This window comes from Nitrosomonas sp. Is37, assembly GCF_033063275.1.
Classification (GTDB): Bacteria; Pseudomonadota; Gammaproteobacteria; order Burkholderiales; family Nitrosomonadaceae; genus Nitrosomonas.
Map to the genome: position 1 here is coordinate 42,663 of NZ_JAWJYP010000006.1, position 21,063 is coordinate 63,725.

A 21,063-nucleotide genomic window follows, 5' to 3' on the forward strand; every position below is an offset into this window, starting at 1 on the left:
ATGAAGATGTCGTCATATCAAGAATAATGAATATGTCATTTTCTTCCCAGCAACCCTGGCTTTACTGCCAGGATTAATTTTGTTTATACCGATCATCCCGGAAATGGCTTGATAAAGGTTAGAGATAACGAATAGCCGATCAATTGCAAAATAATTGGATTTGTCTGCAAAATCATTTAAGTCTTTGCATCCTGCCAATATATAAGCTTTTGTTTAACTGTAAGAATTATATTTAAATTTTTGCACCGACTGTCGATATCTAAACCAGGTTTAATTGTAAAAGTTAGATGAATCAGCAAGTTATCGTCTGTTTTATGCAATTAAATTCTAAAAAGCGCTGAATGATTTAATGCAATTAAGTACGAGTGAGCAGTTTCAGCAAAATTACTTCTGTTCGAAGCAAGTTTGCTGAATCAAATCGAGTTAACGATGATTTCCAAGAGACTCTAAGCGGACGTCATATAACACTTGCATCGCTCTAATTAACATCATTCATGCGAATTTATTCATTCATTTTAAGGAGTTATTAAATATGGCACATGATTCAATGTGTGGTGGGCATGGAAATGGACATGGAAATGGAAATGGAAATGGAAACGGGCATGGAAATGGACATGATCAGCATGGAAACGGACATGGGTATGGACATGAGCAACATGGAAATGGACATGGGTATGGACATGTGGAAAATTTTCTAAATGATCATATGCCGGATCATGTAGCAGATGCACATTTAGAACATTTTAATCTTTCGGAACCTTCTGAATATTTAGTATATTCAAGAGATGAAAATTCAGAACATTCAGAGCACTCAGAAAATTCTGAAAATTTAAATCTCAATGTGGCGCATGAAAATAGCAACGGTGGTAGCGATTCCCTAGTTGGTGGCCATGGCAATGACATCTTCGATTTCAATGCCCTTGGTGATGACATCGCTCAGATTGACAATGGCGATATGCTGCCCATCTCACCGGATGATATCCCTACGGGTGCTGATCTGCAGCTTTTCATGACTGATACTTCTGAAACCCATAGCAACGCCCCCCCTGAATCCACGGATGGCGAATCATCGATTACGCTGGTTGGTGTGCCCGCTAGTGAAATTACTACCCATATGGAGACATTTGATTTGTCGTAATTCAACAAACGAATACTTCAAAAAGCCCGCAGATGTTTTGCGGGTTTTTTTATATATGGATATTTCACATATCTGGACCAAAAGATATGTAATGGTGCGAGCATATTGGAGCCGGCACTATACCACTATACGTTATTTCAAGTGAGCGAGCATTTTGGTGTGAGCTACGTGGCTGTAAGCCGGACATGAAAGCGGGGGAAAATGGCAACTTATAGTGAAGATGCCGTCATATCAAAAGATAATAAATATGGTCATTTTCTTCATAGCAACTCTGACTGTACTGCCAGGATCAATTTTGTTTATACCGATCATCCCGGAAATGGCTTGATAAAGGTTAGAGATAACGAATAGTCGATCAATTGAAAAATAATTAGATTTGTCTGCAAAATCATTTAAGTCTTTGCATCCTGCCAATATATAAGCTTTTGTTTAGCTGTAAAAATTATATTCAAGTTTTTACACCGACTGCCGATATCTAAACCAGGTTTAATTGCAAAAGTTAGATGAATAAGCAAGTTATCGTCTGTTTTATGCAATTAAATTCTAAAGAGCACTGAATGATTTAATGCAATTAAGTACGAGGGAGCCATTTCAGCAAAATCACTTCTGTTCGAAGCAAGTTTGCTGAATTGCCAAGTCAAGTGAATGATGATTTCCGCGAGACTCTAAGCGAACGTCATATAACACTTGTATCACTCTAATTAACATCATTCATGCGAATTTATTTATTCATTTTAAGGAGCTATTAGATATGGGACATGATTCAATGGGTGGTGGGCATGGACATGGAAATGGGCATGGGCATGGGCATGGAAATGGACATGGGTATGGGCATGGGCATGAAAATGAACATGGACAAAACGCCCTAGATCTTAGAGAGATATTGAATGACCTTTTAAAGGATAATACTCCGGATCATGGTCATACAGTAGATGCGCATATAGAACATTTTCAACACTCTGAAAATTTAAATTATTTAGAATATTCAGGAAATTCAGAACATTTAATATATTCAGATCACTCAGAACATTCTCAATATTTAAATCTCAATGTGGAAAATTATCAAGTTCCCACTTCGCATCAGCACGGAAATACCAGTGGCGGTGGTAACGATTCTCTAGTTGGTGGCCATGGCGATGACATCATAAGTTTCAGTGGACTTGGTGATCACTCTATTCAGCATGACATTGGCAATATATTACCTTTCCAACTCGGTGATATTCATTTTGGTCCAGATACGCATCTTTCCGTTACTCATCATTTTGAAACCAGTAGCAACGTCACCTTTGAATTCACGGATGGCGAATCTTCGATTACGCTGGTAGGTATGTCTGCTAGCGAAATTACTACCCATTTGGAGATATTGGGTTTGTCGTAATTTAACAAACAAATACTTCAAAAAGCCCGCAGATGTTTTGCGGGCTTTTTTATGACTAAATAAAAGAAACAATCTAATATGGATATTTCACATATCAGATCGAAAGATATGTAATAGGGCGAGCATATTGGAGCCGGCACTATACGTTATTTCAAGTGAGCGGGCATTTTAGTGTGAGCTATGCGACTGTGAGTCGGACATGAAAGCGGAGAAAAACAGGGAATGAGAATGCCAAATGTGAGGCATGACCCTGTGATCTACTGTAATTCTACAGCTCTAGCGGTTAGGAACCTTCGCTTCCTCCGAATATCCAATTAATACTAGGTATTTCCCGATACCGGAAAACACAGGTGACGTGCAACGCAAATCACCCATGTCGGTCTCGATGGAACATGTTATCGTGGAATAGGATTGTCATTGTTTCGGAGGTGTGAGATGGTAAATCATGACACAATGCGCCAAGCTGATGTTGAAGGAAACTATGCCATGTTAGAAAATTTCAATGTCCTCGATATCGTCGAATCTGACAATCTCAAAGAGATCGAAAAAATTACTATGATCGACGGGCTTACAGGTATGCCGGGATGGAAACGCTGTTGGCATGCTCTGGAAGGAATTGCTTGATGCACTTTGGTCGCAGAAAGTCATCACCATTATGCCAAACGTTCTAATTACCGGTAGTAACCGCGGTCTCGGTTTGGAGTGGTGTCGTCAATATGCGGAAGCTGGTTGGCGTGTTTTCGCCACTTGCCGATTTCCTGCGCAAGCGGAAGAACTGCAGCGGCTGGAAATCGAGCACAACACCTTAACCACACATCGTCTAGACGTGACTGATCCCGATCAAATTGACGCCTTGGCAAAGGAACTTGCGGATAATCCCATCGATCTCTTGATCAATAATGCAGGGGTTTATTTCGAGAAATACATTCGGCCGGAGCAAGCCACTGATTATGAAGCCTGGGCCCACACTTTCCGCGTTAATACTATGGGTGCTTTACGCGTAAGCCGCGCGTTCCTTGATCATATACGGCGTGGTCAAAAGCGTTTAATCGTCGCTATCAGCAGCCACATGGCTTCCATTGCCGAGATCGAAAGCCCCGGTAGTTATTACTACCGCTCCAGTAAAGCGGCATTGAATGCCGCCATGAAAGGATTCTCATTAGAACTAAGGCCGCAGCAGATCGGGGTGTTATTGCTGCATCCCGGTTGGGTGCAAACACGGATGGGTGGCCCGGATGCGCCGTTGTCTACCCAAGAAAGTGTCGAGGGTATGCGCTCCATAGTCGACGCTTTTACCCTGGCGGACAATGGTCGTTTCTTACGCTATGATAGCAGCGAAATTCCCTGGTAATAAGACAAAACCATATCATGAGCATAGCAAGTCGCTTGAGCGATTTGAGCTAAGGCAGAGCTGTCTCGCCTGCGGAGCAGGGGTTTGCTGTATGCTTTATAAATTCGTTATAGAAAAAAAGAAGTTTAATTTTTTATGCACAAAATTGTGTGACAGTTATGGGCAGAGTCTTGGAGCTTTTTGATTCACGCGTAAGTAACCTTCGCTTCCAGGATGAAAAAGCGGAGCTACATTTTTCCTATACCTGCATTTATTTGGAGCACAAGCCGGATGTCGTCTGGAGTCAGGAAGTGATCATACTTATGGAGCATGCCCAGCTTGAGGTGCCCTTACCTGCACTGCCAAATACTGTGGTCGGAGGTTATTTGGAATTAGATGGAAAATATTATGACTTGATTCCCCTTCCACTGCCACAGAAGCAAAATGGCCGATTATATTTGCAGTTTGCCGACGAAAGTGTACTCGTATTACATGGTGAGTATCCGGAAATCAGATTGGTGGGAGAAAAGATATTTTTGAGCGACCGATCATGGGATCGAAGAACAAAAATAACTCCCACGAAAAAATAAATTCTGAAAAAAGACTCAAAATTGCTGAGTCATTTCTGGCTTAGTTTAATTGATTCTTAACAACGATCAATGTTTTCTGTCTCCAGCGGAATGGTCAGAAGTGAATTTTTTATTGTATCGTGGCCGCGCTAATAAATGATCTTGCAAGAACCGAACGATCTCGTTTTGGATTTTCATATCGTTCAGCAGGCTAGTATGGTATTGAGGTAGAACTGAGTGTCGTGGAATAAGAAACTGCTTGTCACCTTGATAGGCGCTGAAAAGATCAAACGCTCGTTCGAAGGGAGTAACCGCATCGTCAGGGTGGTGTATAAAAATAATTGGAATATCACTATATGTGGTCACACATTTCGCCACATCAAGTTCGTCAGGTACGGTAGCGCTCACAGCTACGGCAGTGGGTAAAAGAATCGGATACAACGGAAACAGATACCAAAGTTGTTTTAGTTTGCTATACGCGATAGATCTTGGATCGAACACACCTTCTACAATAATTGCGGATAGCCCAGTCACCCTGAGTGGTAGGCACAATGCCACAGCGCTACTGATAGAATGACCCATGTAGGCAACTTCTTCACCAGGATATTCAGACTTTAAAAAAGTATGGTAGGCTGCAGCATCACCAATAAGTGAATTAAGATCAGAGCGACCTTCATTTTCGTCATATCCCTGGAAACTGAATACCAACACTCGGAAACCATGACCAAGCAGGAATTTGTAATATTCCAAGGCATGGCTTCTTGCCATCGCATTACCACCCGACACCATAACTGTGGCAGAATCACCCTCAGCTTCGAACAAAAGCCCATGCAGCTCATATCCTGAATCGTTTTTAACCATTACCTTTTTCGCCCGGTGCTGGTTTGATATTGGAGATGGCAAATAGCGAGCTTCCATTCTTCGTGCCAGCTCAGGATAAAGCATCAATCTCGTAGCACAACCACCGAGAAACGATGCAAGAGTGACTACTACTAATATGACAATACTGAACTGATTTGATGGCGGCTTCACCCTCAATTCCTTTAACGATCTTCTTCGCTCCTGACCAGTTAATCATAAAACTTTGATAGCTACCGGCTAAGAAAATTTGGGAAGTATTTTGTTTTACTTGATCGCAACACTTTATTACTCAAAATAATGCGACGCTCCTGCACTCTCCGGTGTGTAATCAAGTTGCTCTATCAATCTTTCAAGAAATGCTCGCTGCCCTTTCAAGATTTTCTCCCTGGCTTCCTGTACTTCAAACCATTGCGCTCTATCGACTTCAGGAAACTGTTGAATTTTGCCACTATGGGGTGGCCATTCAAGGCTAAACAGGTTACTTACGATCTTTGAAGTGTCAAAATCATGCTTTAAGGCCCACGCATGCACTATTTTCCGACTAGGCTGCTTTACCTCCCCGAGATCAATAAACATTCCGTCTACTTCGTGTCCTGTTTCTTCTCGAAACTCTCGTTTGGCCGCAGCGAGCGGATCTTCATCTTTTTCGTATATTCCTTTTGGGATTGACCATGCCCCATCGTCCTTTTTTGCCCAGAAAGGCCCACCAGGATGAACAAGCATGACTTGAAGCTCACTTTCAATAAAGCGATACAAAATGATGCCTGCACTATGAACGCTCATGAGTCACCTATACAAAAGTGGGGATTCCCCAATCTCTGGCCCCAATTCTCCTCTCTCAAACTATTTCTATCAATCAGTAGACACTCCATTCATATAGTTTAATTAAAGAAAACACCCGAAACTTTATCTGCATGTCAACAGAAAACTCTCTTGCTGCGTTATTAAATAAAAATAAATGTGAGCAAGCTGTTAATGGCTTGTTGAGAAGGGAAGTATAAAAACATTGCCTTCAGACCCATATCTCTTACACCAATACCGATGGGTAGAGTGGCTAAAACTTGGGAGGAAAGTTGCCAAACTGCTGAACTGTACCTTGAATGATATTAACTTTTAATAAAAAAGAGCGTTTTTTACTAAACGTTTCTCCTCAATATGAATAAACTCAATATTGCTTATACTTGTAACGTAAGAAAGCCGGACATGGATGACGAACGTTATGGCGAATTTGAAAGCCCGGCTACCATCGAAGCTGTGATAGCAGCGCTAGAACGTCTCGGCGCGAATGTAGAATTGATTGATGTTGGTTCTGATATATATCATCAACTTGAAAAGTGCAAAAATCATATCGATTTAGTCTTCAATAACGCAGAAGGTCTCGATGAGAAGGAATTGCGTGAAGCTATTGTCCCATTTTTCTGTGAATACCTAAGCATTCCTTATACAGGCAGCAGCCCAAAAACATTCATCAACAAGATGGATAAAGCAACGGCAAAAAGGATCGTCGCGTATGACGGCGTGCCGACTGCACGATTTCAGCTCATGGTGCCAGGAGAGCAGCTCAAAGATTTGTCTTTCCCTTTGATGGTAAAACCCTATAGCGAAGGAACCAGTATTGGTATCAGCCAAAAAAGCAAAGTGCACGATTTGTTAGAACTCAATGATGCCATCGAAGCGATCTACACACAGTTCAATCAACCCGCGCTCGTCGAAGAATTCCTGCCCGAAAACGAGTATACGATAGGCCTTATCGGAAACTATGTGCTCCCGATCTTGGAAATCGACTTTGCAAAGATTCCAGGACAGCCTCAGGTACGTGATCCCCACGTAAAAGACATCGAGAATTCCTATATTTCACATCTCTCCTGGACTGAAAAAGCACAAAGTTTCGCGAAGCTCGCTATTGCAGCGCACGAAGCACTTGAGGTGCGTGATTATAACCGTATGGACTTTCGCGAGCGCGATGGCCAGCTCTATTTCCTAGAAGCCAATGTAATTCCTGGTATTCACCCCACAGAAGCTGATCTTACCAATATGTGCCGTCACGCAAACATCGCACACAATGATATGGTTGCACTGATCGTCGATACAGCCGTACAACGACTCTCTCCACTATACCCGGAACGATTCAAAGGAAAGACCCAGCTGCTTGAGGAATTAGCAGATTCCGCCATGGAACAAGCAACCATAGCTGGCACGATTATCCATCGGGACCGGCAGTATATCCTTCTAGGTAAACAAATAAGTGAATCATGATCATACCTATTACGAAAGAATTCTATCCCAATCTTGAGAAGATTGCCCTGCAGGATATTGGTCCTATGTACCAATCTGCAATTCATGATGAACTGGAAGACATCTCCCCTGGCAAATGCTTTGGACACTGCGTAATAGAGAATGGCAATCCTGTCGGCTATGTGATTGTTAAAAAAACGGTTGATACCTATCACCTACTGACCATTGCAGTCGACGAGCATCATCGTGGCAAAGGATATGGCTCTCTGATGTTAGATAGCATTTTTGCTGAGATTGAGAAGCAAGGAGGAAGAATTCTCAATGTCATTACTGATGCCGATGCAAATAAAAGCCTGCGATTCTATCTTAAAAATGGTTTTGTCCTGGCTGGCATTGTTCAAGATGAATTTATCTCAGGCGTTGCTCAAGTACATCTTACAAGACGGACGGGATTTAAACCGTAGAACCGTAGTTAAACGCAGGGGTCTTTAATCCCCTGCTATTCCACACAACACTTATTAATCAGTTCATAAAGGAAATAAGACGATGAGAATCAAAGCAACTAAAATGGATGGGTGTGGCAATTCTTTCTTGATAGTTGATGAGATGAGAACTCCTCTGGCTGGATTTGATCGCTCGCAGATTTCAAACGCATTAGCAATGCAGCACGAGACCGATGGTGTTATTTATCTGGATCGACAACAAGGGTTCCCGACAATGAGGATTTTTGATTGTGATGGAACCGAAGAAACCATGTGCGGCAATGGCTTGCGATGTGCGACACGTTATTTGCGTGACACCTATATTTCCAGCGACATGTTTTCCATCATCACCGGCGACGGAAAGAAGGAAGTGCTCGTCCATGATGATCTTGTCGAAGCGAATCTAGGAGAAGCACGAAACTACCGGCAGATTAATCATCAGCTTCATTTCGTCTTTACCGGTGTCCCACACGTGGTGGTGATTGGTTCTGAGGTTGATATAGAAACCGCAAGAGTATTGGGTAAATCCTTACGGGAAGAACAGTCTTTATGTGAGTTCGTCGGTCATCCGGAAGGCGTCAACGTTGATTTCATCTGGCGCGACCAGGAAGGCATTTCGGTACGCACGTATGAGATGGGTGTGGAAGATGTCACCAAAAGTTGCGGAACAGGAAGCGCAGCGAGTGCTTACGTGGCGGCTAAGGTCTTTGGGATAACGCTGCCGATAATCACGAACTCGATCGGAGGAAGCCTGCAAATCAGAGAAAACAATGGACACTTGTCAATTTGTGGTCCGACACGTTATCAAGGAAAGGTCATCGGGTTTGCGAATACTACTCATCCAAAATCAGCAATGCCAATCGATCACTTGCAGCGAGGGTATGCTTGGCTAAGTATGTAGGAAGGTTTATTCATCTTAATTGGATAGTGCCGCATGAGATATTAGCCCTGAGGGTGAAACATCGAATTTGAATAGTAGCAAGGAAGAATGCTGAAGTTTTGACATAGCGTGTAGCCATGCTGCACGATAGTATTGTCATCATAGGGGCGTTCTGCATGCAAATATTCTGTTACTATCGCAATTCTCAAAACGACGCACAACCACTTATAAACTGTTCGATTCAGTGTAGGTTTTTTTAAGGGTGATCGTATGGAATTTTCAATTGTGACTTTTTTATTAATTATGGCCGCAATGGCACTTGCAGATGTGTGCTGGACACTCTATTTCATTGATGTAGAAGAAAGAAGAGCACACCCTGCTGCATTCTGGTCAGCCATGATTATTCTAGTCACAGCATTTACGGTCACTAATTATGTCGAGAACAAAATCTATATATCTGCTGCCTTCCTGGGTGCATATTTAGGAACCTATGTAACCATTAAGTGGAAGGTGAAAAAAGAAAGCAATCAAAAATTTTAAGCCTGATAAGTCAGAATCAAAGAAATTAAAATCTGCATAGCTACTTTTCTGAAGCAGAGGTTTCAGCTTCCGAGAAAATGCTCACCCGCGCAATGCCATCGTTACCGATGACACCGCGGTACATTCCTGTGGTATTGAAGCACATGGCATAATTGCCTTTTCCATCCAACACAATCAAACCACCATCACCACCAATGGCGGCAATTTCCGCTAGAACATTATTGGCCGCTTCGGCAATCGGTTTGTGCTGTAATCGCACCTGTGCCGCCGTGTTAAATGCGGCTGCAGCACGGATGAACATTTCTCCGGTACCGGTTGCAGATACCGCAACCGAGTGATTGTCCGCATAGGTACCAGCGCCAATGATCGACGAATCCCCCACGCGCCCGAAGCGCTTGTTCGTGAGTCCGCCAGTTGATGTGCCAGCAGCGAGATTGCCATAACAATCCAGCGCCACAGCACCAACCGTGCCGCGCTTTTCATTCTCGCCTGGCAATGGTGTAACCGGAGCAGCGTCATGATCGCGCAACACGCGTTCCTTGGCAATCGCTTTTTGTAACTGATCCCAGCGGTATTGCGTATAAAAATAAGATGGATCCACGATCTCAAGACCCTGTTCGGCAGCGAAAGTTTCAGCACCCTCGCCCATCAGCATCACATGCGTGCTTTTTGTCATTACGGCGTGAGCGGCACGGATCGGATTGCGAATCGTTGTGACCGCAGCAACAGCACCAGCCATGAGTGTGGAACCATCCATAATCGATGCCTCCAGTTCATTATGGCCAGCATGGCTGAACACCGAGCCCTTGCCAGCATTAAACAAGGGTGAATCTTCCATCACCACGATTGCTGCAATCACAGCATCAATGCTGCTGCCGCCAGCTGTAAGTATCGCATAACCAGCGATCAGAGATTGAGCAAGTGCCTCTGTATAAGCCTGCTTACGTTCCGTTGTCAGCTTACTGCGAATGATAGTACCAGCGCCACCGTGGATCACCAGCCGAATCGGTGAAGCATCTGCCATTAGTAAGCTGGTCACCATTTCTTCCAAGGACAAGAGCACCGATCTGTTTTTTCGGTATTCATAAACGTTTTGTTCATTATTGGACTCAGAGTATATTTACATCTGCGCCACCCTTTATGCTGATCAATCTTTGTTCGAATTTGCATGGCGCAATTGAATACTTGTGCTCTTTATTCTAAATCACGCTTCTGCAAACTGACCAAGAATTTGCTCGTATAGCTGTCGATCAGCCTTGCTAAACAAAACAAAGCGAATATGTTTAACAGTCAAAAGTCTGGGAAGCATATCGAAAATTGTCTGGAAAGCGATCCTTGTAGCCGATTCTAATGGGTAGCCAAAAAAGCCTGTCGAGATTGCCGAAAAAGCAATGGATCTGATGCTATTATCCTCGGCCAGTTGCAATGCGTTACGATAACAGGAGGATAACAACTGATCAGAAGGCTCATCTTTGCCGTAGACCGGCCCAAGGCAATGAATAACATAGCGGTTTGGCAGATTATGCGCTCCGGTTATGACCGCCTGACCAGGCTGAATAGGCGCGAGCTTGCGGCATTCCTCTTCGAGGCCAGGACCTGCTCCCCGATGGATCGCGCCCGCCACTCCTCCTCCCATCCGCAACATGGCGTTAGCCGCGTTAACAATGGCATCCATATCAGATTGAGCCGCAATGTTTCCCTGAACACACTCAATGGTTACGCCGAAGAATTCACGCTTAGTCATAAATTACATCTCCCATTATTGTATTAGAGTAAATTTATATCCCTTAACCGCTTTACTCTTTTACCACCTCAATGGCCTAGCTGCTGCAGCTTGCTCTTTGTCGACCTACCGTGACTGCGACCAACCGCTGGGCAAAGGCCAGGACTGAGATCTTTGATAGCACATAACCACTCACTCAGCAGATTAGGCAATATTACTCATGATGCTGCGCATCATCAACCTTGAAGCTATACAAATCTGCTTTTAACAAAACCTAGTTTAGCTTTTTCATCTTTGAAAATGATTGGAAACTACTTCAGTTAAAAAACTTTTGTGATCAAAATAAGATCAAAAATTATCAAGCTTTTTGCACGTAAGGAATAAGAATGCATGTATAGCGATATTAGACACAACTTGCCTGTTTTAGCTTATCGTGCGGCTGATATCGCCACCATTGTGTTAATGCACAATCGGCGAATATTGTTGTATGGTCCACCTGGAGTCGGCAAATCGACCTTGGCAGCACAATTGGCGCATGAACTCAACAAGGCTGGTCGAAGCTGTTACTGTATCTGTGCCGATCCCGGTTCGCCCGCCTTTGGTTTTCCAGGTGCTGTTTCTCTCGCCAGATGGCAATCGGATGACTGGCAGATTCGCAGTTATGAAGCTATCTGCAGTCTCAATGCAGGCCGTTTCCGCCTGCCGCTGGTTTTAGCGATACGACACCTCGTCCAATCCCTTGCCCAATCGCTTGATTACGACGTATTGTTAATTGATGCCCCTGGCGTAGTCCGTGGCGTTGCCGGCAGTGAATTGTTACAGGGTTTGTTCGAGGTGGTAGCTGCCGATGCTGTGCTCGCGCTTACTGCGGCTGATCGCCATCCAGCGCTGCTGGATGAATTGCGTAACTTGACAGACCAGATCTTCGTGGTCCAAGCCAGCGTGGAGGCCAAGCGACCAGGGAAACGCAGTCGCGCTCGCCAGCGGACAATGCTGTGGAATAACTACCTTAAGCACGGTATTGAACACACAGTTGATCTTGCGCAAGTAAATATTATCGGCACACCGCCCCCCTTAGGCGAAGCCAGTGCCTGGCCAGGAAGGCAGATCGCACTATTGAATCGCAATCAGACCCAGGTCATGGCCGAAGTGAAGCACTTGCACGGAAAGCAATTAACTGTCAGATTGCCATACTTACCACACGCTTTCGATAGTTTATTGATCCGGGATGCGCAGCGTTCGCTCAACGGTCTGGTAGAAACGGCTATACCGTTTGCGGCAGAGCCACTCGAATACCTGCCGCCATCTACTGTGAATCGCCCACCCCAGCAAAATGGAGGGATGCGGATCATAGGTCGAGTCGGCCAAATCGATTTCTGCCTGGTTAATGGTATTTTTGGCGATCCGCTATTGCACGTGCGCTTGCGGCAGCAAAGGCGAAGCCTGCTGTTCGATTTGGGAGAGGGCGTGCGTCTGCCTGCACGCATTGCTCATCAGGTAACGGATATTTTTATCAGTCACGCCCATATCGACCATATTGGTGGCTTCATGATGTTATTGCGGTCACGCATTGGTAAATTTCCACCATGCCGCCTGTATGGACCGCCAGGATTGGCTCAGCACATCAAAGGATTCCTGCAAGGGATACTGTGGGATCGGATCGGTGAGCGCGCGCCCTGCTTTGAGGTAACGGAAATGCATACAGACCGATTGCTACGTTTTCGACTGCAGGCAGGCCAGGAAGCATGTGTGCAGCTCGACGAGGTCAAGTTGGAAGCAGGGGTTATCCTGCAAGATACGGGTTTCCGTATTCGAGCACAAATGCTAGATCACCATACGCCGGTGCTGGCCTACGCCTTCGAGCCGACAAAGGAGATCAATATCCGCAAAGATTACTTGCAAGCACATAACCTGAAGCCAGGACCTTGGTTGGCTCAGTTGAAAAAACACCTGCTGGCCGAAAATGACAGAGCAATAATTACTCTGCCTGATGGAATGGTGACCAATGTGGCTGCTATCGCAACTGATCTGACTCTGATCAAGCCAGGCAAGAAATTAGTTTATGCAACCGATCTTGCTGATACCGTGGATAATCGCAGGCGTCTCCAGGCTTTAGCCCGATACGCCCATACCTTTTTCTGCGAAGCTTGCTTTATGGAAACGGATGTCAGCCAAGCTGCGCGGACTGGTCATTTAACCACACGCGCTTGCGGCGAAATTGCAACGGCTGCTGAAGTTGCCAGACTGGTGCCCTTCCACTTTTCCCAGCGCTATGCTGACAAACCACAGCAGGTTTATGATGAGATACATACCGTCTGCTCACGTGTTGTCATGCCACCTCTCTTGCAGCCCATTGGGATTACCAACGAACAGGATGAACTAACCTAGTAAAACTAACATAGCTTAGCAGCGTCAGTAGAAATCAAGTAATCATTAGAGTTTGCGTGACTAAGTGTTTAATTTTTTTATGCCCCTGATTTCCTTGCACCTCGATCCCGGTTTTTTCCGTATGAAGACTCAATAGCTGTTATTTAGTAATTACCCTGCTTGATGGTACCAGTAGCCAAAACAGAGCCCTGTGATGTCAAAGTAAACAAAAATATTAAACTGGGCTTTTTGTTAGCCGACAAAATCAGGCAGGTAAATTAGCTATGGGATCGTACCACTAGGCATTCTATTCCCTGTCGGGCCAGACTCTGGCAGGCGGTGTGCGCTTCGTTTTTCTGCAAACCCACCAATTGGGCTCGATAGAACTTACGATTGCTAATCTCAATCTCGGTTACCACTATTTCACCTGGTACCCAGCGGGTGGCAGCTTGCGCCTGGGCCTGGGCTCGATCGTACGCCTGATAGGAACCTATTTGAATTGCCCAGCTGTTGCTATCCACCACGGCAACCCTCTGGGGCGCAACATTGACCTCTGACGAAGTAGGCCGTTTCATCATGGCCAGTTCGGGAATCTTTGGTTGCAAGGGAACCGGTTTAGAGACAGGAGCAGACATACTAGCCTTCATAGCTACGGCTGACGCCGTATCGATATTGCTGACATTACGGGCTGACTTGGTTGCCAGTTCGGGGGTCTTTGGCTGCAAGGGAGCCAGTTTAGAGACAGGAGCAGACGTACTAGCCTTCATAGCTACGGCTGGTGCCGCATCGATATTGCTGACATTACGGGCTGACTTGGTCGCGACTGATTGCGTAAAGCTGCGATCCAGCAGCTGGGCCATTTGCCGATCGCGCGAGGCGGCGCTTTGTCCACCCATCACCACCGCAACTATCCGTCGATTACCCCGCTTGGCGGAAGTGGCCACATTGAACCCTGAGGCCCGGATAAAACCGGTTTTCAGGCCGTCAACACCCGGCGTGTTTCGTACCATGCGGTTGTGACTGTTATAGGTGATACCTTTGTAACGAAACGACTGGGTCGAAAAATAATGGTAGTACTGAGGAAAATCCTTCATTAACCGCGTGGACAAGGTTGCCATGTCCCGAGCCGTAGTTCTCTGCTCACTGTGCGGTAGACCGGAGGCATTGCGGAAGGTGGTGGAATACATGCCAAGCTTGCGGGCTTTCTCCGTCATCATGCGACCAAAGTTAGCCTCAGTGCCACCCAACGCCTCGGCTACCACCGCTGCTACGTCGTTGGCGGAGCGCACGATCAGTGCTGGAATCGCATCACGCACGTTAAGGGTATCACCCGATCGCAATCTGATATTGGTCTGCGGCATGGACGCTGCATGAGTCGATATCTGCATGGGAGTATCAAGATTCATCTTACCTCGCTCCATCGCCTCGAATAACATGTAGAGCGTCATCATCTTGGTCAGAGAGGCAGGATAACGGCTGGCATCAGCATTTGACTCGTGAAGCACTTGACCCGTATCCGCATCGATCACGATAGCAGCATGACGAGGATTCGCCTGTACCTGGCCTACCAGGGAGAGTAATAACAATACAACAAAGACAAGAAATCCTTTTCTCCTTGCACCTTTCAAAGCAAACATAGGACCTATCCTTTCTGCAATAATGCAAATCAATGTATTAATCAATGGACTCACCCATCAGCCTGTCCTGTCGATAGCCTAAATGAAACACTCTGCTGCTGAACAGCATATAAATTAACTTATCCATGGTCGTCACTCACATCGCAATTGTAATATCCCAAATAGCCTATGATTTAGGCAAAATGTAAATCATAGAGCTATGTGTGATATCCAATCAGCCTTCAATTGCTGCTGATCAGGTTACACAAGGGTGGCAAATTTAAATGATGGATATCATCCATCCCCCGCATGATCGTCAATTAGCCTGAGTTTTTTTCCTCAGCCCTGCTGGTTTGCAATATTTTTTCAAAAGCCATGTCCCTTTTTGTCGCTTGCTGAGCAGATTGTGATCACGCATTTTTCACACGCTACACGGCCTAATCGACCACCAACCTTGCCTGCATGAGTACAGCGTGGCCGCTGCTCATGGTAGTTTAAAGTCAGGTCAACGTAATAGCTGCGATTTTATCCGAATTGCTGCTAAACGCCATACCTGATTTTGCAAGCTAATCAGTAATTCTAGGTGTTTGCACTAATTCTCTGCGGAGGGATATGAGGAGTATAGTGTGCTTATTACCGCTTCATCAAAGGATAACTAAATGCTGGAATCTTCATTTCGTCTCGGTACTGTTTTTGGTATACGTATCGGAGTGCACTATACGTGGGTTATCGTCTTTTTTTTGCTAATCAGCTCGCTGTTTGCGGTATTTAGAAATGCTCACTCAGAGTGGAGCAGTCATGCCACATTGCTGACCGCTTTGCTGGCTACACTGTTGTTTTTTGTCAGTATCATCCTGCATGAACTAGGTCACAGCCTGATAGCGATAGCTCGCGGGATCAAGGTACGCGCCATTACGCTCTTTGTTTTCGGTGGTGTGGCGCAAACTGAGAAAGATGCAGATACTGCCGCAACCGAATTCTTCATTGCAATTGCAGGGCCCCTGGTAAGCTTTGCGCTCGCGGGTCTGTTTTATTTACTCAAGCTTTGGCTAATGCCATACAGCGAAACCGCCACAGCAGTACTCGATTGGTTAACAACCATTAACTTGGTGGTGGCGATCTTTAATTTAATACCTGGTTTTCCAATGGATGGTGGCCGTGTTTTCCGTGCCCTGGTATGGAGAATCACTGGAAATGCTGTTAAAGGAATGGAATGGGCTGTAATGAGTGGCAAGATAGTCGCCTATGGCTTAATGGTTACAGGTATGCTGGTAGCCTTGCAGCCAGCCGCGCTGATCAATGGTCTGTGGTTAATAGGGATAAGCTGGTTCTTGCTTGCCGTGGCAGAGGACAGCAAACGTGCTTATTTCAGGGAACACCTGGCTGGTCATGTATCTGTTGGTGATGTAACACAAAAAGAAGTGCCGACGATAGCTGCAGACATGAGCATATTGGACTGGATAGATAAAAAGATGTTACTGACCGGCCACCGTGCGTGTCTAGTGATTAAAGATAACCAAACTATCGGCCTAGTATCACTAAGTGATATTGTTAAGTGTCCACGCGAGCAATGGTCCAGCACGCCAGTGCGCGAGATCATGACCCCGCTCAAACGTCTTTATATCGCCAAGCCTAATAACAGCATCCTTGAGGTATTACAAATCATGAATGAGTATGGCATCAACCAAGTGCCTGTAGTCGACGAGGGTAAAATTGTTGGCTGGATCGATCGCGAACATATACTGAAGATTTTGCAACTACACATCGACACCGGCCGTTAATCCCGTCATCAAGCTCATCTAACTGAGGATATCAGGTCTTCCTATTCACGCACATAAATCGGTAATCGGGACTGCCATTGGCGCCAGCCGCTCATCCCTTCAGGCAGGCGCTCATGCGCACCCAGTACCAGTATGCTTCCCGCTGAAAGTTGTGTTTGTAATTTATGCAGAAATTGTACTTGTCTATTTAAGCTGAAATAGGTGAACACCAGATTGCGGCACAGCACCAGATGACAAGATTGCGTACCAACCATCTGCTCTACATCAGCAAGTGAAAAAGTGACTGGCTGCTGATAAATGGGATGCAGACAATATTGATCATTGATTTGTCTGAACGCTCTTTGACGCCATTCAGGTGCCAAATTCTTCACACTGCTAAATGGATAGCACGCTTTGCGTGCCTGTTGAATCATGAGCGGCTCAATATCTGTTGCAGTAATCGATATTACAATTTCCGGGTAGTAGTCTTGCAAAACAAAAGACCAGAGTAACACCAGGCTATAAGCCTCTTCACCTCTAGCACAGCCTGCACTCCAGCAATATAAGTATTTTTCACCTCGCAGCAGCAGCTGAGCACACAATCGGGGTATTAATTCACTTTCAAGTCGATTAAAAACGACTTTATCACGATAAAAACGTGAGATGGTGACATGAGACAAGATGGCCAGAGTTTGCCATTCAGAAGCATGGCTAAGCAAATAATCACGATAAGCCAATTCATCCGCAAGACCTAGCTGGTTAATACGCTGACTAATACGTTTACATACCTGTTTTCTAACTCGGGGAAAACCCTGCCAGCGTAGTTGCATCTGCGGCAGGGCCCACTGCAAGAAGTGAATACAGGCTTCATCTTTCATAAGTATTACCTATTTAAAGCCAGCCAGCCTTTCCTGTTATTATTGATCAAAAATACCATCGGTTCTCAACAAGACCGGGCCTCACAATCCAGAAAGCACGATGTAGATCCATGCAATATAGCATCGGATCAGCACATCAGTACTGCTAGAGTTTGGAGCCACCCGCTACAAAAGCAATATTCTTGCATCCAGTTATTGCTATCTAATCTAATTGTTAAACCCAGATTCCTCAGTTAATCGTTCATGCGGGTATTAACATTATGAATATAATAGTCTTTCCTATAAATTTCATTCTCACCTTCCAGATGTTTACGCTTCGGTGCGGAGTGCACGATTTTACAAGCACATAACTGCATTGCGACTCCTTGGCATGGAGCGACCATTCTGCATCGTTCGCTTTGCCCTGCGCTCGCAAAACCGCCACTCCATCCCGTCCAGCTAAGAAATCTAGATTAAAACTTTATCCGTCCGGATTAATAACACACCAGTCAGATCACTTGCTCCTTTCTTTCTCAATGCACCTCTCGCTAAGGAATAAAAATTGTAGGCTTCTGCATTATTGCCTATCTCTTTGTTATTCCTTAGCATCAATATGAGACAAAACAGGATCAATTCTCATTCTCAAACTGAAATTAAACACTGAGAAGAAAACAAAGGAGGCATTCAATGGAGATTGCTGACAAAGTACTAAAAAGAACAACACGGGCGTCTGTGAGAAACGTGCTGGCTATTCTGCTGGCTGGAGTAACGACATTTCTATATGCGGCGTGGCAATTAGTGATGGAGCAGCAATTTTTCTTGCGCATGTTTGTTGTAGAGCGAATAGGTAAACGGGGTGTAGTGAGACTGCCATTGGGGTATGTAAATGTGTTATCGCTAAAGAGCATCATGTTATGTCAACATCTGGCTAATAATCCTGACGTATTACGAAAGGAGCGTCAGCGAACAGAACAGCAGATATTACAAAGATTGAAAAACTACAACCTACCGCGCCGACTAATTCTAGATATTGCGGAATATCGTCCTGGTAAGATTGAGCCGCACCAGTTTTACCATGAGCACGTCAAACGCTCCATTCCGTGCTTATTGCGTGGATTTATGGAAAATGTACCCGCAGACTGGACACTCGCAACACTGGCAGAACGATTTCCTGATGCAGTGGCACAGGCTCTGAACAAGCACAGCATGAAGATGATCAATACATCCCTATACCAGATCGCTAAGGATCGTCGCTGCAATTTCATCCCGCAACAATTACTGCTCGACCAAAACCCAGCCTTCTACCAACATTTTGATATCCGACGGTCACATGCCTATTTCCCAGTCATGGGTCGTCCATCCAAACCTATTCTGAGTTTTCTGATTCTCGGTCTCGGCACGGGGTTAAATGCCAATTACCACTGCGAAGAAGGTCTCAACTGGTATCTGGCCGTATCGGGAACCAAGCGCTGGACATTGATTGAATCCGAATATTCCTGGCTGTTATATCCGGCCGCTCGTGGCGATGGTATGCGACGGTTTGCAGCATTCCGCGCTGACGAACAGGGTGAGCCAAGTGATCGTGACGCTTATCCATTAGTGGAGTACGCCCCGCGTTATGAGTTCGACCTGCACCCGGGTGATGTTTTATTTTTCCCAGCATGGATGTGGCATAAGACCATCAACCTCGATGAAGAAGGACTAGGTGTTACTTGTCGCTATAGCGCACCAACGGTGATGTCGAACAGGTATTTCCGTGGCCTGCAGCTGCTTTCGGCTGGTTTCTGGAAAAGCTGCCCTGAAGTCATCAGCAGCACCATTCGCGGGAATATTGGTGATCTAGCCAGGAACACCGCCCATAATGAGCAGGAAACCATACTCTACTGAAAACCTGGCTCCAGGTTTTCAACAAGGCCCAAATTTGACTATTTTGATCGGCTAATCACAAATATGCGCGTTGATGGAAAAACTGCTATCTTTACATGACGATAAACACCGACCCATTTTTAACTTAAAAAACAGAAGAGTATAGAGCAAACGTGTATAAACGTGTATAGATCAGCGAGGTAAGCACATGAAGGTTAGAGCACTCTTTTCTCTTTCATTTTTAGACCATGGCTTTGAGCTAGCCCTCATTATTCCATTTCCAAATCAAACATGACGCAAGAGCGAGCCGCAGACAGTATAAATAATACGGCAAGGAGAAGCCGACAAAATCAGGTTTGATTTAGAAATGGAATTAATCGTTACCATTCCAGAATTGCTGATTATTTCATCAGCTCACGCATGAGAGTGTTCACATCTACCGGCGCCCCCAGGCGGCGAGCAACCTCTAAAATTTGGCTAGGACTGGGCTTGACTAAACGGGAACATGCTTTCGAGTTTGCGTAAATGATGTCTTCACAGTAGGCTGGTCTTGCACCCGAGCAGGCAAGCGCATCGGCGTAGCGCGAGCTGCTACAGTAGGATGGGTGTGATGCGAAGCATGCGCCGGAATTGGCGTAGCTATCGCTTTCGCAATAAGCTTCGCTAGCCAGGAAGCAGGCACCGGAGTGAGCGTAACTCGAGCTGCTGCAATATACTGGATGTGATGTAAAGCACGCACCAGAATTCGCATTGCTATCGCTTTCACAGTAGGATGCATTAATCAAGAAGCATGCTCCTGCGTTGGCAAAACTCGTACTGTCACAATAGGAGAGATGCGAGGCGAAGCAAGCCTTGGCGTCAGCATTGGTAGTACTTCTGCAATACTCGGATGGCTCAGTGGGTAATGTAAATCCGCTGAGCAGATTCAGAAGCAGAAACAGCAGTATGAATCGCCAGATACTTGTCATCACCTACTCCGATATATCCTAAATTTTGTCCTGGAAAGAGCGCCCACTACAGTCAACGCCCAAAACAGCATCAACGTAACAAAGTGAGAAAAAAGTCATAGACAACAGATCAAACGCTAGTATTGTGTGGCGTATCGACACTTTGGGTGGGCATCAGTCCAGATCGGTCAGCTGTAACCCTGCAGTGTGGCTTATCATTGGCAATATCGAAATCATTTTCCAAATGAAATGGCTGCAGGTTCTCCAGATGATCCGGACTACCTGGTTTAACATTTACAATTTTCCAGCCATATTCTGACTTTGCATTATTATATTTTTGCCGGCTTATCCATGCGCCACATTGGTCCTGGCGCCACTCGGATATGTCTTGCCCCAGTGTCCCTCTTCCTTTTTCCCAGACTGCTTGTACCAAATTCTCATCGATAGTCATAGTCTTCTCCTGCAAAAAGGTTTTCTTAATATTTTCTAATAATCAGAACCGTTTGTTCACTGA

20 protein-coding genes are annotated in these 21,063 nt (G+C 45.2%); 12 read left to right on the forward strand and 8 right to left on the reverse strand.

Going from position 1 to position 21,063, the window contains the following annotated elements:
* Positions 1–532: 532 nt before the first annotated feature.
* The 5 genes from R2Q26_RS04265 (at position 533) to R2Q26_RS04285 (ending at position 4,436) form a co-directional block, all read left to right on the forward strand.
* The gene (locus tag R2Q26_RS04265) at positions 533–1,138 is read left to right on the forward strand and encodes a hypothetical protein (RefSeq protein ID WP_317535127.1); all 606 of its coding nucleotides are present in this window, start codon (positions 533–535) and stop codon (positions 1,136–1,138) included.
* A 751-nt stretch (positions 1,139–1,889) separates the two neighbouring features.
* On the forward strand, positions 1,890–2,516 hold the full coding sequence (locus tag R2Q26_RS04270; protein ID WP_317535128.1) for a hypothetical protein: 627 nt from the start codon (positions 1,890–1,892) through the stop codon (positions 2,514–2,516).
* A gap of 435 nt (positions 2,517–2,951) precedes the next feature.
* The gene (locus tag R2Q26_RS04275; protein ID WP_317535129.1) at positions 2,952–3,140 is read left to right on the forward strand and encodes a hypothetical protein; all 189 of its coding nucleotides are present in this window, start codon (positions 2,952–2,954) and stop codon (positions 3,138–3,140) included.
* The gene (locus R2Q26_RS04280; protein ID WP_317535130.1) at positions 3,118–3,867 is read left to right on the forward strand and encodes an SDR family oxidoreductase; all 750 of its coding nucleotides are present in this window, start codon (positions 3,118–3,120) and stop codon (positions 3,865–3,867) included. The genes R2Q26_RS04275 and R2Q26_RS04280 overlap by 23 nt, the downstream gene beginning before the upstream one ends.
* Before the next feature lie 158 nt (positions 3,868–4,025).
* Complete coding sequence (locus tag R2Q26_RS04285; RefSeq protein ID WP_317535131.1) at positions 4,026–4,436, forward strand: hypothetical protein; 411 nt, start codon at positions 4,026–4,028, stop codon at positions 4,434–4,436.
* Positions 4,437–4,502: 66 nt separating this feature from the next.
* Here the strand turns inward: R2Q26_RS04285 and R2Q26_RS04290 are convergent, their stop codons facing one another.
* Together R2Q26_RS04290 and R2Q26_RS04295 are read right to left on the reverse strand one after the other, a co-directional pair.
* A complete protein-coding gene (locus tag R2Q26_RS04290) occupies positions 4,503–5,447 on the reverse strand; it encodes a hypothetical protein (protein ID WP_317535132.1) in 945 nt (314 codons plus the stop codon).
* 114 nt (positions 5,448–5,561) lie between these two features.
* Complete coding sequence (locus tag R2Q26_RS04295) at positions 5,562–6,059, reverse strand: NUDIX domain-containing protein (RefSeq protein ID WP_317535133.1); 498 nt, start codon at positions 6,057–6,059, stop codon at positions 5,562–5,564.
* 420 nt (positions 6,060–6,479) lie between these two features.
* Between R2Q26_RS04295 and R2Q26_RS04300 the strand changes: the two genes are divergently transcribed.
* The 4 genes from R2Q26_RS04300 (at position 6,480) to R2Q26_RS04315 (ending at position 9,413) form a co-directional block, all read left to right on the forward strand.
* Positions 6,480–7,532 carry a hypothetical protein gene (locus tag R2Q26_RS04300; protein ID WP_317535134.1) on the forward strand — a complete coding sequence of 351 codons (1,053 nt, stop codon included), beginning with the start codon at positions 6,480–6,482 and terminating at the stop codon, positions 7,530–7,532.
* Positions 7,529–7,975, forward strand: a complete 447-nt coding sequence (locus R2Q26_RS04305) for a GNAT family N-acetyltransferase (protein WP_317535135.1) — start codon at positions 7,529–7,531, stop codon at positions 7,973–7,975. Before R2Q26_RS04300 ends, R2Q26_RS04305 begins: the two co-directional genes overlap by 4 nt.
* A gap of 82 nt (positions 7,976–8,057) precedes the next feature.
* Positions 8,058–8,894: a diaminopimelate epimerase gene (dapF, locus tag R2Q26_RS04310; RefSeq protein WP_317535136.1), complete on the forward strand. Its 837-nt coding sequence runs from the start codon at positions 8,058–8,060 to the stop codon at positions 8,892–8,894.
* A 249-nt stretch (positions 8,895–9,143) separates the two neighbouring features.
* Complete coding sequence (locus R2Q26_RS04315) at positions 9,144–9,413, forward strand: hypothetical protein (protein WP_090566805.1); 270 nt, start codon at positions 9,144–9,146, stop codon at positions 9,411–9,413.
* A gap of 40 nt (positions 9,414–9,453) precedes the next feature.
* On the opposite strand, the gene R2Q26_RS04320 is transcribed toward R2Q26_RS04315, so the two are convergent.
* Both R2Q26_RS04320 and R2Q26_RS04325 read right to left on the reverse strand, forming a co-directional pair.
* Positions 9,454–10,455: an isoaspartyl peptidase/L-asparaginase gene (locus R2Q26_RS04320; protein WP_317535137.1), complete on the reverse strand. Its 1,002-nt coding sequence runs from the start codon at positions 10,453–10,455 to the stop codon at positions 9,454–9,456.
* 162 nt (positions 10,456–10,617) lie between these two features.
* Entirely contained in the window at positions 10,618–11,157 is a 540-nt protein-coding gene (locus tag R2Q26_RS04325) for a macro domain-containing protein (RefSeq protein ID WP_317535138.1), read from the reverse strand.
* Between the two features lie 369 nt (positions 11,158–11,526).
* Between R2Q26_RS04325 and R2Q26_RS04330 the strand changes: the two genes are divergently transcribed.
* On the forward strand, positions 11,527–13,524 hold the full coding sequence (locus tag R2Q26_RS04330; protein WP_317535139.1) for a Clp1/GlmU family protein: 1,998 nt from the start codon (positions 11,527–11,529) through the stop codon (positions 13,522–13,524).
* A 257-nt stretch (positions 13,525–13,781) separates the two neighbouring features.
* Here the strand turns inward: R2Q26_RS04330 and R2Q26_RS04335 are convergent, their stop codons facing one another.
* Entirely contained in the window at positions 13,782–15,140 is a 1,359-nt protein-coding gene (locus tag R2Q26_RS04335) for a D-alanyl-D-alanine carboxypeptidase family protein (RefSeq protein WP_317535140.1), read from the reverse strand.
* Positions 15,141–15,778: 638 nt separating this feature from the next.
* Between R2Q26_RS04335 and R2Q26_RS04340 the strand changes: the two genes are divergently transcribed.
* The gene (locus R2Q26_RS04340; RefSeq protein ID WP_317535141.1) at positions 15,779–16,900 is read left to right on the forward strand and encodes a site-2 protease family protein; all 1,122 of its coding nucleotides are present in this window, start codon (positions 15,779–15,781) and stop codon (positions 16,898–16,900) included.
* A gap of 41 nt (positions 16,901–16,941) precedes the next feature.
* On the opposite strand, the gene R2Q26_RS04345 is transcribed toward R2Q26_RS04340, so the two are convergent.
* Positions 16,942–17,757 (reverse strand): CheR family methyltransferase, encoded by an 816-nt coding sequence (locus tag R2Q26_RS04345; RefSeq protein WP_317535142.1) that lies wholly within the window; start codon positions 17,755–17,757, stop codon positions 16,942–16,944.
* A 666-nt stretch (positions 17,758–18,423) separates the two neighbouring features.
* Between R2Q26_RS04345 and R2Q26_RS04350 the strand changes: the two genes are divergently transcribed.
* Positions 18,424–19,623 carry a cupin-like domain-containing protein gene (locus R2Q26_RS04350; protein WP_317535143.1) on the forward strand — a complete coding sequence of 400 codons (1,200 nt, stop codon included), beginning with the start codon at positions 18,424–18,426 and terminating at the stop codon, positions 19,621–19,623.
* A 472-nt stretch (positions 19,624–20,095) separates the two neighbouring features.
* Here the strand turns inward: R2Q26_RS04350 and R2Q26_RS04355 are convergent, their stop codons facing one another.
* The gene (locus R2Q26_RS04355; protein WP_317535144.1) at positions 20,096–20,380 is read right to left on the reverse strand and encodes a hypothetical protein; all 285 of its coding nucleotides are present in this window, start codon (positions 20,378–20,380) and stop codon (positions 20,096–20,098) included.
* Between the two features lie 299 nt (positions 20,381–20,679).
* Positions 20,680–21,000: a hypothetical protein gene (locus R2Q26_RS04360; RefSeq protein ID WP_317535145.1), complete on the reverse strand. Its 321-nt coding sequence runs from the start codon at positions 20,998–21,000 to the stop codon at positions 20,680–20,682.
* Positions 21,001–21,063 lie beyond the last annotated feature (63 nt).

Bases quoted from the DNA above. Each gene is read 5' to 3' on its own strand.
- R2Q26_RS04265 (WP_317535127.1), top strand. From the start codon at position 533: ATGGCACATGATTCAATGTGTGGTGGGCATGGAAATGGACATGGAAAT.
- R2Q26_RS04270 (WP_317535128.1), top strand. From the start codon at position 1,890: ATGGGACATGATTCAATGGGTGGTGGGCATGGACATGGAAATGGGCAT.
- R2Q26_RS04275 (WP_317535129.1), top strand. From the start codon at position 2,952: ATGGTAAATCATGACACAATGCGCCAAGCTGATGTTGAAGGAAACTAT.
- R2Q26_RS04280 (WP_317535130.1), top strand. From the start codon at position 3,118: ATGCTCTGGAAGGAATTGCTTGATGCACTTTGGTCGCAGAAAGTCATC.
- R2Q26_RS04285 (WP_317535131.1), top strand. From the start codon at position 4,026: ATGGGCAGAGTCTTGGAGCTTTTTGATTCACGCGTAAGTAACCTTCGC.
- R2Q26_RS04295 (WP_317535133.1), bottom strand. From the start codon at position 6,059: ATGAGCGTTCATAGTGCAGGCATCATTTTGTATCGCTTTATTGAAAGT.
- R2Q26_RS04300 (WP_317535134.1), top strand. From the start codon at position 6,480: ATGGATGACGAACGTTATGGCGAATTTGAAAGCCCGGCTACCATCGAA.
- R2Q26_RS04305 (WP_317535135.1), top strand. From the start codon at position 7,529: ATGATCATACCTATTACGAAAGAATTCTATCCCAATCTTGAGAAGATT.
- dapF (WP_317535136.1), top strand. From the start codon at position 8,058: ATGAGAATCAAAGCAACTAAAATGGATGGGTGTGGCAATTCTTTCTTG.
- R2Q26_RS04315 (WP_090566805.1), top strand. From the start codon at position 9,144: ATGGAATTTTCAATTGTGACTTTTTTATTAATTATGGCCGCAATGGCA.
- R2Q26_RS04320 (WP_317535137.1), bottom strand. From the start codon at position 10,455: ATGGTGACCAGCTTACTAATGGCAGATGCTTCACCGATTCGGCTGGTG.
- R2Q26_RS04325 (WP_317535138.1), bottom strand. From the start codon at position 11,157: ATGACTAAGCGTGAATTCTTCGGCGTAACCATTGAGTGTGTTCAGGGA.
- R2Q26_RS04330 (WP_317535139.1), top strand. From the start codon at position 11,527: ATGTATAGCGATATTAGACACAACTTGCCTGTTTTAGCTTATCGTGCG.
- R2Q26_RS04335 (WP_317535140.1), bottom strand. From the start codon at position 15,140: ATGTTTGCTTTGAAAGGTGCAAGGAGAAAAGGATTTCTTGTCTTTGTT.
- R2Q26_RS04340 (WP_317535141.1), top strand. From the start codon at position 15,779: ATGCTGGAATCTTCATTTCGTCTCGGTACTGTTTTTGGTATACGTATC.
- R2Q26_RS04345 (WP_317535142.1), bottom strand. From the start codon at position 17,757: ATGAAAGATGAAGCCTGTATTCACTTCTTGCAGTGGGCCCTGCCGCAG.
- R2Q26_RS04350 (WP_317535143.1), top strand. From the start codon at position 18,424: ATGGAGATTGCTGACAAAGTACTAAAAAGAACAACACGGGCGTCTGTG.
- R2Q26_RS04355 (WP_317535144.1), bottom strand. From the start codon at position 20,380: ATGCATCCTACTGTGAAAGCGATAGCAATGCGAATTCTGGTGCGTGCT.
- R2Q26_RS04360 (WP_317535145.1), bottom strand. From the start codon at position 21,000: ATGACTATCGATGAGAATTTGGTACAAGCAGTCTGGGAAAAAGGAAGA.